The sequence below is a fragment of the Halogeometricum sp. S3BR5-2 genome (genome assembly GCF_031624635.1).
GTDB lineage: Archaea > Halobacteriota > Halobacteria > Halobacteriales > Haloferacaceae > Halogeometricum > Halogeometricum luteum.
Window position 1 is genome coordinate 14226 of record NZ_JAMQOQ010000006.1, and the last position, 13707, is coordinate 27932.

At 69.8% G+C, this 13707-nt stretch carries 11 protein-coding genes; 7 read left to right on the forward strand and 4 right to left on the reverse strand.

Going from position 1 to position 13707, the window contains the following annotated elements; translation table 11 throughout:
• Positions 1-43 precede the first annotated feature (43 nt).
• The gene (locus tag NDI79_RS18840) at positions 44-1096 is read right to left on the reverse strand and encodes a TrmB family transcriptional regulator (RefSeq protein ID WP_310930241.1); all 1053 of its coding nucleotides are present in this window, start codon (positions 1094-1096) and stop codon (positions 44-46) included.
• 216 nt (positions 1097-1312) lie between these two features.
• Here NDI79_RS18840 and NDI79_RS18845 point away from each other — a divergent pair, with 216 nt between their 5' ends.
• Both NDI79_RS18845 and NDI79_RS18850 read left to right on the forward strand, forming a co-directional pair.
• Positions 1313-1825, forward strand: a complete 513-nt coding sequence (locus tag NDI79_RS18845) for a quercetin 2,3-dioxygenase (RefSeq protein WP_310930242.1) — start codon at positions 1313-1315, stop codon at positions 1823-1825.
• Between the two features lie 190 nt (positions 1826-2015).
• Positions 2016-2606 carry a 50S ribosomal protein L15e gene (locus NDI79_RS18850; RefSeq protein ID WP_310930243.1) on the forward strand — a complete coding sequence of 197 codons (591 nt, stop codon included), beginning with the start codon at positions 2016-2018 and terminating at the stop codon, positions 2604-2606.
• Between the two features lie 162 nt (positions 2607-2768).
• Here the strand turns inward: NDI79_RS18850 and NDI79_RS18855 are convergent, their stop codons facing one another.
• Positions 2769-3089 (reverse strand): rhodanese-like domain-containing protein, encoded by a 321-nt coding sequence (locus tag NDI79_RS18855; RefSeq protein WP_310930244.1) that lies wholly within the window; start codon positions 3087-3089, stop codon positions 2769-2771.
• Between the two features lie 138 nt (positions 3090-3227).
• Between NDI79_RS18855 and ubaA the strand changes: the two genes are divergently transcribed.
• Positions 3228-4037, forward strand: a complete 810-nt coding sequence (gene ubaA, locus NDI79_RS18860) for an SAMP-activating enzyme E1 (RefSeq protein ID WP_310930245.1) — start codon at positions 3228-3230, stop codon at positions 4035-4037.
• A 37-nt stretch (positions 4038-4074) separates the two neighbouring features.
• On the opposite strand, the gene NDI79_RS18865 is transcribed toward ubaA, so the two are convergent.
• On the reverse strand, positions 4075-5727 hold the full coding sequence (locus NDI79_RS18865; protein WP_310930246.1) for a methyl-accepting chemotaxis protein: 1653 nt from the start codon (positions 5725-5727) through the stop codon (positions 4075-4077).
• A gap of 344 nt (positions 5728-6071) precedes the next feature.
• Here NDI79_RS18865 and mutS point away from each other — a divergent pair, with 344 nt between their 5' ends.
• The gene (gene mutS, locus NDI79_RS18870) at positions 6072-8807 is read left to right on the forward strand and encodes a DNA mismatch repair protein MutS (RefSeq protein ID WP_310930247.1); all 2736 of its coding nucleotides are present in this window, start codon (positions 6072-6074) and stop codon (positions 8805-8807) included.
• Positions 8808-8957: 150 nt separating this feature from the next.
• Positions 8958-9713 (forward strand): ATP-grasp domain-containing protein, encoded by a 756-nt coding sequence (locus tag NDI79_RS18875; protein WP_310930248.1) that lies wholly within the window; start codon positions 8958-8960, stop codon positions 9711-9713.
• 46 nt (positions 9714-9759) lie between these two features.
• On the opposite strand, the gene NDI79_RS18880 is transcribed toward NDI79_RS18875, so the two are convergent.
• A complete protein-coding gene (locus NDI79_RS18880; RefSeq protein WP_310930249.1) occupies positions 9760-10767 on the reverse strand; it encodes a metallophosphoesterase family protein in 1008 nt (335 codons plus the stop codon).
• Positions 10768-10981: 214 nt separating this feature from the next.
• On the opposite strand from NDI79_RS18880, the gene NDI79_RS18885 reads away from it, so the two are divergent.
• Positions 10982-11386, forward strand: coding sequence for an NUDIX hydrolase (locus NDI79_RS18885; protein ID WP_310930250.1), 405 nt, complete (start codon positions 10982-10984; stop codon positions 11384-11386).
• Complete coding sequence (gene mutL, locus NDI79_RS18890) at positions 11383-13686, forward strand: DNA mismatch repair endonuclease MutL (RefSeq protein ID WP_310930251.1); 2304 nt, start codon at positions 11383-11385, stop codon at positions 13684-13686. Before NDI79_RS18885 ends, mutL begins: the two co-directional genes overlap by 4 nt.
• Positions 13687-13707 lie beyond the last annotated feature (21 nt).

Genomic DNA, 13707 nt, shown 5'->3' on the forward strand with positions numbered 1-13707 from the left:
TTTGTCCGACGGTCTGGCCGCCTCTTCGGGCGGCCCGAAGAAGCTATTCGACCGCCCGGAGTTCGACCGTCTCGGCCTCGAAGTCCTCGATGAACGCCCCGCTTCCGCCGACGCTGAACGTCCCGTCTTCGGTTTCGACGATGAGCGCGTTCTCGACGGGAAAGGAGTTGTTCGACGGTTCGAGGAGGCCCTGCCGGATGTCGACGACGACTCCCGCCAGTTCGGTCCGGCCGTCCTCGATGTGCATCGACCGTCCGACGGCGCGGGCGGCCACCTCGCGGCCCGCCCGGACGTGCATGGTCGCCTGCAGCGCCGCGTGACGGAAGTCGTCGTACGTCGCCGGGAGGGCGTCGGGGTCGCAGGTGTACGTCTCGGCGGCCATCGGCCAGTAGTTGCCGAGAAACGACCCGACGAGCACCGGGCCGAGTTGCTCCTGCGCGAAGACGATGGCCTGCGCGCCCGTGTTCGACCGCGTCACCATCTCCGTCGGCGCGACGAGGCCGGCGCCCTGGTCGACGGTGAGCATCGTCGGCATCGGCGCCTCCCACGCGCGGGCGACCGATGCCAGCCCCGAGAGGTCGAGTTCGTCCGTCGGGCCGACGCCCGTGACGATGAGGAGGACGAGGACGCCGCGGTCGACCGCCGCGCGGAGTTCGTCGGCCACCTCGTCGACCAGCGAGTACGGCATCCCGAGCGTCACCTCCGTCTCCGCGCGGGCGACGAGTTCGGAGACGCGCTTGATGACGGTCACCCGCGACTTCACTACCTCGAACCGCTCGGAGCGCGGGGCCGCGCGGGAGAAGCGCGCTTCGAGGGCCGGTCCCATGTCGTCCAAATCGGAGGACAGCGAGTCGATCACGTCGGCCGGGGGACGGGCGCGGATGGTCGTCGGCACGGCGTGGTCGTTCACCTCGACGAACCCGCGGGCCTCGAGTTTCTCGGCGATGCTGTAGACGTAGCGCTTCGAGACGTCCGCCTCGTCCGCGATGGTGCTCGCCTTCGCCTCGCCGAGTTCGAGGATGGTGAGATAGGTGTCGATCTCCTTGTCGGAGAAGCCGAACCGCTTGAGTAGGTCCACGAGGGCCGCGTCGTCCATGCGGATACATGCAGAACACGGTCACTTATACTGTGGGCTACGCCGCCGAGCGGCGTCGTTCCGCCGTCCGGCGGCCGTTTCGCGGTTCTCGGTCGGGTCCCCGCTTGGTCCCGGTCCGACCGCTCGGCCTCGGTTCCTTCGCTCCGCGTTCTGTCTCTCCCGCACGCGCACGGGAACCCGGCCACGCTTTAGCCTTCGACCGCATACTGCGAGAGAGTGACAGACACGGAAGACGGAGACGAAGCCAACGGACCGCGGCCGTTCGTCCGCCGGCGGGACGAAGGCGAGGCGTACCACGCGCTGGGCGCGTTGGCGCTGCGGAAGGCGACGAGCGGGGAGACGGGCGGAGCCTTCGAACTGGTCGAGCGCCGCGGCGACGAGAATCGGGTGATGACGCCCCTGCACGTCCACCGGTCGACGGACGAACTCTGGTACGTCCTCGACGGCGCGGTGGAACTGTTCGCGGCCGGGGACCTGCTGTCGGCGGGGCCGGGCGACACCGTCTTCGCCCCGCGAAACGTCCCGCACGCCTTCCGCATCGCGGCCGACGATACCCGAGTACTGCTGTTCGTCTCGCCGGGAGAGACGATGTTCCGCGAGGTGGGGACGCGCGTCGCGGAAGCGACGGTGCCCGCCGACGGCCCGGACGGCGACGAACTGAACCGCCTCGACGCGTTCGTCGCGGCGTCGGACGTGGAGATTCTCGGCCCGTCGCCGTTCGACGCCTGACGCCGCGTTCGACCCTGTCACCGTCCGGCACAGCGTCGACCGATTCGAAGTCGTTAAAGGCGAACCGGCGGTAGGTTCGGCAACTCGCTGGTCGGACGGGACGCCAGCGGGCACCCGAACACTCGGGACGACATGTGGAGTGCGGTCGACGACAGAGCGCCTCCGAATCGCAAGCGCCCGTGGTGAAACTATGGCACGAAGCTTCTATTCCCACATCAAGGACGCGTGGAAGAACCCCGGCGACGGCAAACTCGCCGAACTGCAGTGGCAGCGAAAGCAGGAGTGGCGCGACCAGGGCGCCATCGTCCGCATCGACCGCCCGACGCGCCTCGACAAGGCGCGCGAACTCGGCTACAAGGCCAAGCAGGGCATCGTCGTGGCCCGCGTCTCCGTCCGCAAGGGCGGCGCGCGCAAACAGCGACACAAGGCCGGACGACGCTCGAAGCGGCAGGGCGTCAACCGCATCGGTCGCCGCAAGAGCATCCAGCGCATCGCCGAGGAGCGAGCCTCGCGCAAGCACCCGAACCTGCGCGTGCTCAACTCCTACTGGGTCGGCGAGGACGGCTCCCAGAAGTGGCACGAGGTGATCATGGTCGACCCCGAGCACCCGGCCATCCAGAACGACGACGAACTCAACTGGATCTGCAGCGACGACCACAAGGGCCGCGCCTTCCGCGGTCTGACGAACGCCGGCACGTCCAACCGCGGTCTCAACGCCCGCGGCAAGGGCGCCGAGCACACGCGCCCCAGCATCGGTAGCGGTCGGCGCCGCGGCAAGTAAGCCTCGGCCGACCGCGACCGACGAGATTCGATTCTCGATTTCTTCTTTCGAATACTGAGCGACGAACGTGACGGACGGAGAGCGGCGCGTCCGCTCACCGTCGGAGTCGGGCAGGAGAACGAGAGAACGGGCGTGCGGCGAGCGCGGTTCGACGACCGAACCTCAGGCGTCGTGTCCGGACGCGACGGGACCGTCCCAGGCGTCGAAACCGCCGCGGAGGCTGGTCACGTCGGCGTCGAGATGGGAGTCGAGCATCGAGGCGACCCGACGGGAACTCTGTCCGATGTAGCAGGCGACGACGATGTCGTCGCCCCACTCGGGGTCGACGTTCGCCAGCGAGAGGCGGTCGGTCGGGAGGTTCACCGACCCCTCGATATGTTCGGCGGCGAACGACGACGGGTCGCGGATGTCCACGACGGTGGTGTCCGCGTCCGCGTCTTCGAGTCTCGCCACGAGCGTCTCCGGCGTCGTCTCCGTCACCATATCCGGGACTTCGTCGCGCGCGGCAAACCCTCTTCGGTTCCGACTACTCCTCACGACGAATCGTGAGGGACGCCGCGCGCCCGCCGGCCGTCTTTCCGGCGGGCGCGGATTTATTCGCGGCAGCCCCCAACGTCCGGTGTGACCCTCTCTCTCGACGCCACCCAACTGGACCGGTACTCCAGACACATCATCATGGACGAGGTGGGGCCGCCGGGACAGGAACGACTGCTCGACGCCTCGGTGCTCGTCGTCGGCGCCGGCGGCCTCGGGTCGCCCGTCGTCGAGTACCTCGCCGCCGCGGGCGTCGGCCGCCTCGGAATCGTCGACGATGACGCCGTCGAGCGGAGCAACCTCCAGCGACAGGTAGTGCACGGCGACGACGACGTGGGACGACCCAAAGTCGACAGCGCCGCCGACTACGTCCGCGGCCTCAACCCCGACGTGGACGTCGACGCCCACGAGACGCGGTTGGAGAAGGGGAACGTCGGCATCCTCGGGGAGTACGACGTGGTCGTCGACGCGTCGGACAACTTCCCGACGCGATTCCTCGTCAACGACTTCTGCCGGATTCGCGACATCCCCGTGGCCCACGGCGCCATCTATCGGTTCGAGGGGCAGGCGACGACGCTCGTCCCCGGCGGCCCCTGCTATCGGTGTCTGTTCCCCGAGGCGCCCGAACCCGGCACCGTCCCCGACTGCGCGACGACGGGCGTCCTCGGCGTCCTCCCGGGCACTCTCGGCTGTATCCAGGCGACCGAGGCGGTGAAACTCGTTCTGGAAGCGGGAGAACCGCTCGCGGGCCGCCTCCTGTTCTACGACGCGATGGAGATGACGTTCGAGACGGTTCCCTACCGACGGAACCCCGACTGCCCGGTGTGCGGCGAGGACCCCATCGACTCCCTCGACGGCGTCGAGTACACCGACGCCTGCGCGGTGTCCGTCGAGTAGGTCGGCTCCGCGGCCGCCCGTGCGGTCGCCGTCGCTCCTACTCTCCGCCGGTCGGTCGGGCCGACTCGGGGCGCGGGGCCGCGGCGGAGTCGGACCCGCCGCTCCCGCGCGCGTCGGTGTCGGACGTTTCGGAGACGGAGGCGTCGACGTCGAACGAGGCCGACACGTCGCCGCCGCAGAGGCGCGCGACCCGGTCGGTCAGTTCGCCGAGCGTCACCGTCTGGTCGGCCGTGGCGTCGGTTATCTCGGTCGAGGCGTCCCGGGCGTCGAAAGCGCGCGACTGGGCGCTCTGGATGGTCGTCGTCACCTGCTCGATGTTCTCCGCCTGTCCGTCCGTCGCGCGGGCGACTTCCGCGATGCCGTCGGCGCCCGTCCCGGTCGCCTCGGCTATCTCGTCGAGGGCGGTCAGCACGTCCGATATCTCCCCCGAGGCGACCCGAATCTGCTCGTGGGACTGCGCGGAGGCGTCGACGGTCTCGTCGGCCTGTTCGCGTATCTCGGCGATGCTCCCGGCGATTTCCTCGGTGTGCTCGTGCGTCTGGTTGGCGAGTTGCTTCACCTCGTCGGCGACGACGGCGAACCCCGACCCGGCCTCGCCGGCCCGCGCGGCCTCGATGTTGGCGTTGAGGGCGAGCAGGTTCGTCCGGTCGGCCACCTCGGCGATGACCTCGACGACCTCTTCGATTGCCTCCATCCGTTCGTGGAGTTCCGAGACCGTCTCCAGGAGATCCTCGGAGATTTCGACGACGTTGTCGGTCGCCGTGCGGACGGACTCGCCGGCCCCGCGGGCGTCCTCGGCGGCCGTCTGCGCCTGCGCGGCGGAGGCGGCGACCTCGTCGGAGGTGGCGGCTATCTCCTCCATGCTGGCCGAGAGGTCCTCCATCTCGGCGGCGCCCGTGTCGAGCAGTTCGGCCTGCTCGGCGACGTGGGAGTCGATGCGCGTCGCGGCGTCGGCGGCGCGTTCGATGGCCTCGCCGAGATGGACTGCGGTCTCGTCGACTTCGTCGGCCAGTCGCTCGAAGCGCCCGGCCATCGCGTTGAACTCCGGCACGACGCGGAGCGTCGTCTCGGGGAGGTGGCCACCGTCGTCCTCGAATTCGATGCGCGCCGACAGGTCGCCGTCCGCGAGTGCGCCGACCGTGTCGAGCAGTTCCTCGACGAGTCGCGTCGACGCGCGTTCGCGGGCGACCACGTCGGTGCGGTCGTAGATGGTCTCTATCACCGCGACGAGTTCCCCTCCCTCGAAGACGGGGCGGGCGACGAACCGGATGTGGCGTTCGACGCCGTCGCCGGTCACCATCGTGCTCCGGTCCTCGAAGCCGCCGTCGCCCGTGGCCGCCACGCCGAACGCCTCGTCGGCGTCGGCGGGCGCTTCGAGCACTTTGTCCGCTAAGGTCTTGGCCCGTCGGCCGTCGGGGTAGAACGCCTCGCTGGCGTGCCGGGACCCGAGGGCGTCCGACGAGGGGACCGCGGTGAGCGCCGCTATCTGCCGGTTCCACGCGACGACCGTTCCCTCGGCGTCGAGCACGAACGCCGGCGCGCCGACGCCTTCGAGCAGTTGAGTGCTGGTCAGCGAACGCGCGACGCCGGTGACCGTCTCCGAGGCGTCGGCGACGGTCCCGCCGTCGGGACGGGCGCCACCACCGCTCGAAAGCGCGTTCGAGAGGCGGGTGAGCAACGAATTCGACATCGTCACCCATTTCAACAGATAGTTGATAATTCTTTCTAGCTGATTTCCACGGTTGATAATAGCCACCGTCGGTCGAACGAGAGGGGCCGGGACGGAGTCGAACGAGAGTGGGAGGCACGGGACGACTCGTCAGTACCGCGGGGCGGACCGCTCTGAGGAGTGTGGCGAACACGGCGGCACCGACGCGTCCGCGAACGGGTGTGCCGCGCTCCGCGCGCCCGTCCGCGGCGACTCTCAGGTCACGACGGGCGTGGTCTCGTCATCGGATGTGAACGTTCGGTCGAGAGCCGACGGCGAGTCCCGCAGACCGCAGCGTTTTATCGGCCGCGACGCGGAGAGGAGGTATGACCTCGCAGGGAATCGTCGAGGAGTTTCTCTCTTTGAAGTCCGACACGGAGGCGGATGTTCTGACGATGCAGTGCGGCGATTTTTATGAATTTTTCGCCGACGACGCGGAGTTGGTGGCCGAGGAGTTGGACCTGAAGGTGTCGAAGAAGTCCTCGCACGGGTCGTCGTACCCGATGGCCGGCGTGCCGGTGGACGACCTCACGCCGTACCTGAAGGTGCTCGTCGAACGCGGCTACCGGGTGGCCGTGGCCGACCAGTTCGACGGCGACGACGGCGGCCACTACCGCGAGGTGACGCGCGTCGTCACGCCGGGGACGCTGTTGGAGACGTCGGGCGCCGAGGCGCGCTACATCGCCGCCGTCGTCGCCGAGGAGGGCGGCGACCGGGTGGGACTCGCGTTCGCCGACGTGACGACGGGGCAGTTCTTCGTCACCGAGACGGCCGACGCCGACGCGGCCCACTCGGAACTCTACCGCTTCGCGCCCGTCGAACTCCTCCCCGGTCCCGTCGTCAGAGGCGACGACGAGTTCCTGCGCCGCCTCCGCGAGGAGACGGACGCCTCGCTGTCGCTGTTCGAGGCGGACGCCTTCGCGCCCGGCCGGGCGAAACACGTCGTCCGCGAGCAGTTCGGCCGCGAGACGCTGTCGAGCGTCGGACTGGACTCCGAGTTGGCCGTCCGCGCCGCGGGCGCCCTCCTCGGGTACGTCGAGGAGACGGGCACGGGCGTCCGCCGGTCGATGACCCGCCTGCAGACGTACGAGACGCGCGACCACCTCGAACTCGACGCGACGACCCAGCGCAACCTCGAACTGACGGAGACGATGCACGGGGGGACGGAGGGGTCGCTCGTGGACGCCATCGATCATACGGTGACGAGTCCGGGCGGCCGCCTCCTCCGCGAGTGGGTCACCCGCCCGCACCGGGACAGGGGGGAACTCGAACGCCGACTCGACGCCGTCTCGGCGCTGGCGCGGGAGGCACTCGCGCGTGAACGCGTGCGCGAGGAGTTGGGGGACGCGTACGACCTCGAACGCCTCGCCGCGCGCGCCGCCTCCGGAAGCGCCGGCGCGAACGACCTGCTGTCGGTGCGCGACACCCTCGCCGTCCTCCCCGCCGTCGCCGAGGCGATAGAGGACGGACCGCTGGCGGACTCCCCCCTCGCGGACGTGGTGGCGCGGCCGGACCGCGAGGCGGCGGCGGCCCTGCGCGAGGAACTCGCCGGTGCCCTCGCGGAGGACCCGCCAAAGACGGTGCGGCAGGGCGGCCTATTTAAAAGAGGCTACGACGACGAACTCGACGAACTCATCGAAGGCCACGAGGAGGCCGAGCGCTGGATAGACGCGCTGGCCGACCGCGAGAAACGCGAGCACGGCCTCTCGCACGTCACCGTCGACCGGAACAAGACCGACGGCTACTACATTCAGGTCGGCAAGTCCGTCGCCGACGGGGTGCCCGAACACTACCGCGAGATAAAGACGCTGAAGAACTCCAAGCGGTTCGTCACCGACGAGTTGGAGGAGAGAGAGCGCGACATCCTCCGACTGGAGGAGTCCCGCGGGGAGTTAGAGTACGACCTGTTCTGCGACCTGCGCGAACGCGTGGCGGAGGCGGCCGAACTCCTGCAGGACGTGGGGCGCGCCCTCGCGGAGGTGGACGTACTGGCGTCGCTGGCGACGCACGCCGCCGGCAACGACTGGGTGCGCCCGACGCTGACCGAGTCGGGACCGCTCCGCATCGACGCCGGGCGGCACCCCGTCGTCGAGCGCACGACCGAGTTCGTCCCGAACGACCTCCACATGGACCGAGAGCGCGGCTTCCTCATCGTCACCGGGCCGAACATGAGCGGGAAGTCGACGTACATGCGGCAGGCGGCGCTCATCGTTCTCTTGGCCCAAGTGGGAAGCTTCGTCCCCGCGCGCTCGGCCGAGATAGGCGTCGTCGACGGCATCTACACCCGCGTCGGCGCGCTGGACGAACTCGCGCAGGGGCGCTCGACGTTCATGGTGGAGATGCAGGAGCTATCGAACATCCTCCACTCGGCGACGGAGGATTCGCTCGTCATTCTCGACGAGGTGGGCCGCGGGACGGCGACGTACGACGGCATCTCCATCGCGTGGGCCGCCACGGAGTATCTCCACAACGAGGTGAAGGCGAAGACGCTGTTCGCGACGCACTACCACGAACTCACGTCGCTCGCGGACCACCTCGACCGAGTGGCGAACGTCCACGTCGCGGCGGAGGAACGCGACGGCGACGTGACCTTTCTTCGAACGGTGCAGGAGGGACCGACCGACCGCTCCTACGGCATCCACGTCGCCGACTTGGCGGGCGTGCCCGAACCCGTCGTCTCCCGCGCCGACGACGTGTTGGGGCGACTCCGCGCCGAGAAGGCCATCGAAGCGAAGGGCGGCGGGACGAACGAACCCGTGCAGGCGGTGTTCGACCTCTCGTCGGGGCAGTTCGGCGGGGGCGGAAACGGCGGCGAGACGAACGGCGGCGGAGAGAACAACGAGGCGGCCGCCGTCCAGCGGTCGCGGCCGGCGTCGAACGCCGGGTCGGGAGGCGGCACCGACGCCGACGCCGATACCGATGCCGACGGCGGCGAGGCCGCGGACCCCGAACGCGACGCCGTCGTCGCGGAACTGCGCGAGACGGACGTGAACGGGACGTCGCCGCTGGAGCTGATGCAACGGGTGCAGGAGTGGCAGTCGCGGTTGGACGAAGAGTCGTAGGCGCCGTCTCCGCCGGCTGAGAATCGGGCGCGACTATTTGTCGGAGCGGAGCGTCCACGGGAGCACCGCATCGCCCCCCCGAAACGAGACGGCGGTCCGACCCACGGACCCCGACGCGCGGCGTCGGCGGCGGGGCGACGAACGAAGACGATGACACGTGACGCCAGGCCGACGATCGGAATCTCGTACGCCGCGAGCGGCGGCAACCCGGTGAAGCTCCGCCTGTTCGAGCGGGTGCGGACGTGGGCGGACCTGATACTGCTGAAGTCGGAGCACCGGCATCCGGACCTACCGGAGATGGGGCTCGACCTCTACCACATGGCCCGCTGGTCGCCGTCGGCGTACGCGGACTTCGAGTCGGCCCGCGACGCCGGCGTCCCGACCGTCAACTCCTACGAGGGGGCGCGGGCCACCGAGGACCGACTCGCCTCCGCCCGGGCCTGCGTCGACGCCGGCCTCCCGTTCGTCGACTTCGAGTACGGGACCGCGGCGGAGATAACGCTGGACCCGCCGGTGTTGGTCAAGGCCCGCCACGAACTCGACGACGACGGGCACGACTTCCACCGCGTGTTCACCGGTCCGATAGAGTTCGATGGCGAGCGGATGGTCGAGCGGTACGTCGTCCCCGCGCGGAGCTTCAAGGTGTTCAACGTCGGCGAGAACGTCCGGGCGACCGAACGGGTGTCGGAAGACAGCGAGTGGGAGCAGGTCGACGTCGCCGGCCGGTTCGCCGAACTCGCCGCCGACGTCGCCGCGCTGTTCGACCTGCGGCTGTTCGAGCTCGACATACTCGTTCATAAGAACTACTACATCATCGATATCAACCCGGTGGTGAGCCTCGACGGCGTCGAGGACGGCGTCGACGTCTACGAGGAACTGCTCCGGACGGCCAGCGGAGTCGGCTGACCGGCGATTCGTACGGCCCGCGGGGCGGGCCGGTCGGCAGTTCCGGTCAGTCCGAGCGAATCGGGCGTATCTCGCCCGTCGGGTCGGCCCGCTCGTCGACGAGCGGGAGGTTGCTCAACTGTTCGGCGTTCAGCCCGGAGATGACGGAACTGCGGGCGGAGTGAGACTGCGACGCCTCGTAGGCCGCCGCGACCTGCTCGCGGGTCGCCGCGGTCCGAGAGCGGACCGTCGTCCCCGTCTCGTCGACGTCGAGCAGGAGGTACGACTGCGGGAACGAGCACAGTCCGGGGGAGACGAGTCCGCGGACGCCGCGCTCGCGGACCAGCGAGAGGAGGTGGACGTGCCCGGAGAGGTGAAGCGGGACGTCGTGCCGCGAGAGCACGTCGAGCAGCGCGTCCGCGTTCTCGACCGGCGGGTGGGGCGCCCAGTCGTCGCCGACGTGGGCCGCGAGTCCGGGGAGATTGTGGTGGCTGACGACGATTGCCTCCGCCGAGTCGGCGAGCATCCCGTCGAGGCGTTCGAGTTGCGCGTCGGAGACGGTCGCCGCCTCCTCCCCGTCGGGGCCGAGCGCCGTCGCGCTGTTGAGGCCGACGACGTCCAGTCCGCCGAGTGAGAGGCGCACCGGGAACCCGCCGTCGGTGAACAGTCGTTCGAAGCGCGCGACGCGTCGCTCCTTGACGTCGTGGTTGCCCGGAACGACGAGAACCGGGACGCCGACGTCGTCGAGAATCGAACGCACGCACGCGATGTCGCGTTCCTCGCCGTCCTTCGTCAGATCGCCGGAGACGACGATGGCGTCCGCTCCCCGGCGCTCGGCGTCGGCCAGCGTCTCTCGAAACAGCTCTTGCGTCCGGTGAAACACCTTCCACGTTCCCTCCGCGTCGACGGAGACGTGCGGGTCCGAGACGACGGCGACTCTCGTCGGGGTCGCGGCTCGCGGCCGGTCGAAGCGTGCGAGCGGACGCTCCGAGGCGGCGAACGCACGCAACGCCGCCGCCGAGGCGGCATCGTCTTCCGCGAACTGCGGTCGTTCGGCGAGTTCTTCGACGCTCATCGACCTGAGATAGCGGGGTCCGACTGATAAGCGTAGTGAATTTCCTATATAGTCATCACCGTATCGATATATACTCGCCAACAAATGCGGAGTCGGCGTCGTCAGTAGGTGGGGAAAAACGAGGGGGAGGAGGACGCTGTTCCGGTCGTGCGGACACCCCCAGCGCCTGATACCATGGCGAAACTACAAGGGCGGGAGCGCCGACTGTGTTACAATGACTGAGAGACCACTCCGGGCGACGGTGAGTCTTCGAGGAGTGCTGTTCGCTCCTGACGGCGACGTTCTCGTCGTTCAGCGGACGAGCGACGAGGGATGGGAACTGCCGGGCGGCCGCCTCGGGGCGCAGGAGGACGCGAACGAGGGCGTGAAGCGCGAAATCGTCGAGGAGACGGGACTGGACGTGAATCTCGGGCAACCAGTGCACGCCCTCGCGTGGCGGAACGACGACGACAACGGGCGGTTCGGCGTCTACTACTACGCCACCGTCACCGAGCGGACGGTGTCTCTGAGCCACGAGCACGTCGGCTACGAGTGGCTCTCGCCGCGGAAGGCCGAGCGCCGACTGAGCGGTCCGCAGGGAGACGCCGTGAGCAACGCCCGGGAGGTGCACGACGAGTGAGCGACGGGGGCGAGGGCCGCCCGGCGATACGCGCCCTCGACGACCGGACCGTCCGCCAGATAGCCGCCGGGGAGGTGGTCGAACGACCCGCGTCGGTCGTCAAGGAACTCGTCGAGAACAGCCTCGACGCCGACGCGACTCGCATCTCCATCGCCGTCAACGCCGGCGGGACGGAGGGCGTCCGCGTCCGCGACGACGGCGTCGGGATGGACCGCGACGACGTCGAGATGGCCGTCGAGGAGCACACCACGAGCAAGATATCCGACGTCGACGACCTCGAATCCGGCGTCGGGACGCTCGGCTTCCGGGGGGAGGCGCTGCACACCATCGGCGCCGTCTCCCGCCTCACCGTCCGGTCGAAACCGCGCGGCGGCGACGGCGCCGGGACGGAACTCCGCGTCGAGGGCGGCGAGGTGGCCGACGTGCGCCCCGCGGGGTGTCCGGAGGGCACCGTCGTCGAGGTCGAGGACCTCTTCTACAACACGCCCGCGCGTCGGAAGTTCCTGAAGACGACGGCGACGGAGTTCGACCACGTCAACACCGTGGCGACGCAGTACGCCCTCGCCAACCCGGACGTGGCGCTCTCCTTGGAACACGACGACCGCGAGGTGTTCGCCACCGAGGGCCGCGGCAGTCTGGCGTCGACGGTGCTCTCGGTGTACGGGCGGGAGGTGGCGGAGTCGATGGTCCGCGTCGACGCCGAACCCGACGCCGGCCCCGTCGACTCGGTGACGGGCCTCGTCAGCCACCCCGAGACGACCCGGAGCGCGCGCGACTACCTCTCGACGTTCGTCAACGGTCGCTACGTGACCGCCCGACCGCTCCGTGAGGCCGTCTTAGACGCCTACGGCGGGCAACTCGCCCCCGACCGCTACCCGTTCGCCGTCCTGTTCGCCGACGTGCCGCGGGAGACGGTGGACGTGAACGTCCACCCCCGCAAAATGGAGGTGCGGTTCGACGACGAGTCCGGCGTCAAGCGCGCCGTCGAGTCGGCCGTCGAGTCCGCGCTCCTGGGCGAGGGGCTGATTCGCTCCTCGGCGCCGCGGGGTCGCTCCGCGCCCGACGAGGTGGAACCCGCGCCGGAGGCGCCGGAGACGGAGGCCCGCGGCGGGAAGGGGCACAGTCCCCAGCCACCGTCGTCGTCGGACGCCCCGCCGGACCGGTCGGAATCGAAGACGGAGGCGGCCGGCCGCGGCGACGGAGACGACGCCGGAGGGGTCGAAGCCGAGGCGTCGGAGTCGGGCGCGGGCGAATCTGCCGAATCTGCCGAAGTACCGAAATCGGTCGACTCGGCGGCCGACTCCGACGGCGAAAACGAATCGAGCCTCCCCGACGGGGACGGAACCGACGTGACCGACGACGAGGCGTGGTCCGTCTCGGCCGGCCGGACCCGCTCGCGGCCCGAGCGCGCGCCGGGGACGCCGAGCGCGTCCGTCGGAGGCGAATCGACGGCTTCCGAGACGGCGAGCGAGTCGTCGCCGGCGTCCGGAGCCGATTTGTCACCGACGGCGGCCGAGGCGACGCAGTCGTCGCTGGACGGCGCGTCGAGCGGTGCGGGAGGCGAGGAAGCGACGGGCATCGACGACGCCCGAGACGGGAGCGACCGCTCGCGGCGACTCGGCGCGCCGACGGTCCAGCGCGACCTGTCGGGCGATGCGGCGGCGCTGGAACCCGAGTTCGACTCGCTGCCGTCGATGCGCGTGCTCGGCCAACTGCACGACACCTACGTCGTCGCGGAGACGACCGACGGGATGGTGCTCGTCGACCAGCACGCGGCCGACGAGCGGGTGAACTACGAGCGTCTGCAGGCAAAGCTCGCCGGCGACGTGGCGACGCAGGCGCTGGCCGACCCCGTCGAAGTAGAACTCACGGCGCGCGAGGCGGCGCTATTCGAGGAGTACCGCGAGGCGCTCTCGGAGACGGGGTTTCGGGCGGAACGAACCGACGAGCGGACCGTCGAGGTGCGGAGCGTCCCGGCCGTGTTCGCGGAGGCGCTCCGACCCGAACTCCTCCGGGACGCGCTCACGGCGTGCGTCAGCGAGGGGGAGTCGGGCGGCCGCGAGACGGTGGACGCCGTCGCGGACGAACTGCTCGCGGACCTCGCGTGCTACCCGTCGGTGACGGGCAACACGTCGCTGACCGAGGGGTCGGTCGTGGACCTGCTCTCGGCGCTGGACGACTGCGAGAACCCCTACGCCTGCCCGCACGGCCGGCCGGTTCTTATCGAACTGGGCGACGAGGAGATAGCCGACCGGTTCGAGCGGGACTACCCGGGTCACGGCGGGCGACGGGCGGAGTGAGCGGACGCCGTCGTCGCGGGT

Excerpts from the sequence above, each read along its gene's own strand:
- NDI79_RS18840 (WP_310930241.1), bottom strand. The coding sequence starts at position 1,096 with ATGGACGACGCGGCCCTCGTGGACCTACTCAAGCGGTTCGGCTTCTCC.
- NDI79_RS18850 (WP_310930243.1), top strand. The coding sequence starts at position 2,016 with ATGGCACGAAGCTTCTATTCCCACATCAAGGACGCGTGGAAGAACCCC.
- NDI79_RS18865 (WP_310930246.1), bottom strand. The coding sequence starts at position 5,727 with ATGTCGAATTCGTTGCTCACCCGCCTCTCGAACGCGCTTTCGAGCGGT.
- NDI79_RS18885 (WP_310930250.1), top strand. The coding sequence starts at position 10,982 with ATGACTGAGAGACCACTCCGGGCGACGGTGAGTCTTCGAGGAGTGCTG.
- NDI79_RS18875 (WP_310930248.1), top strand. The coding sequence starts at position 8,958 with ATGACACGTGACGCCAGGCCGACGATCGGAATCTCGTACGCCGCGAGC.
- NDI79_RS18855 (WP_310930244.1), bottom strand. The coding sequence starts at position 3,089 with ATGGTGACGGAGACGACGCCGGAGACGCTCGTGGCGAGACTCGAAGAC.
- NDI79_RS18880 (WP_310930249.1), bottom strand. The coding sequence starts at position 10,767 with ATGAGCGTCGAAGAACTCGCCGAACGACCGCAGTTCGCGGAAGACGAT.
- mutS (WP_310930247.1), top strand. The coding sequence starts at position 6,072 with ATGACCTCGCAGGGAATCGTCGAGGAGTTTCTCTCTTTGAAGTCCGAC.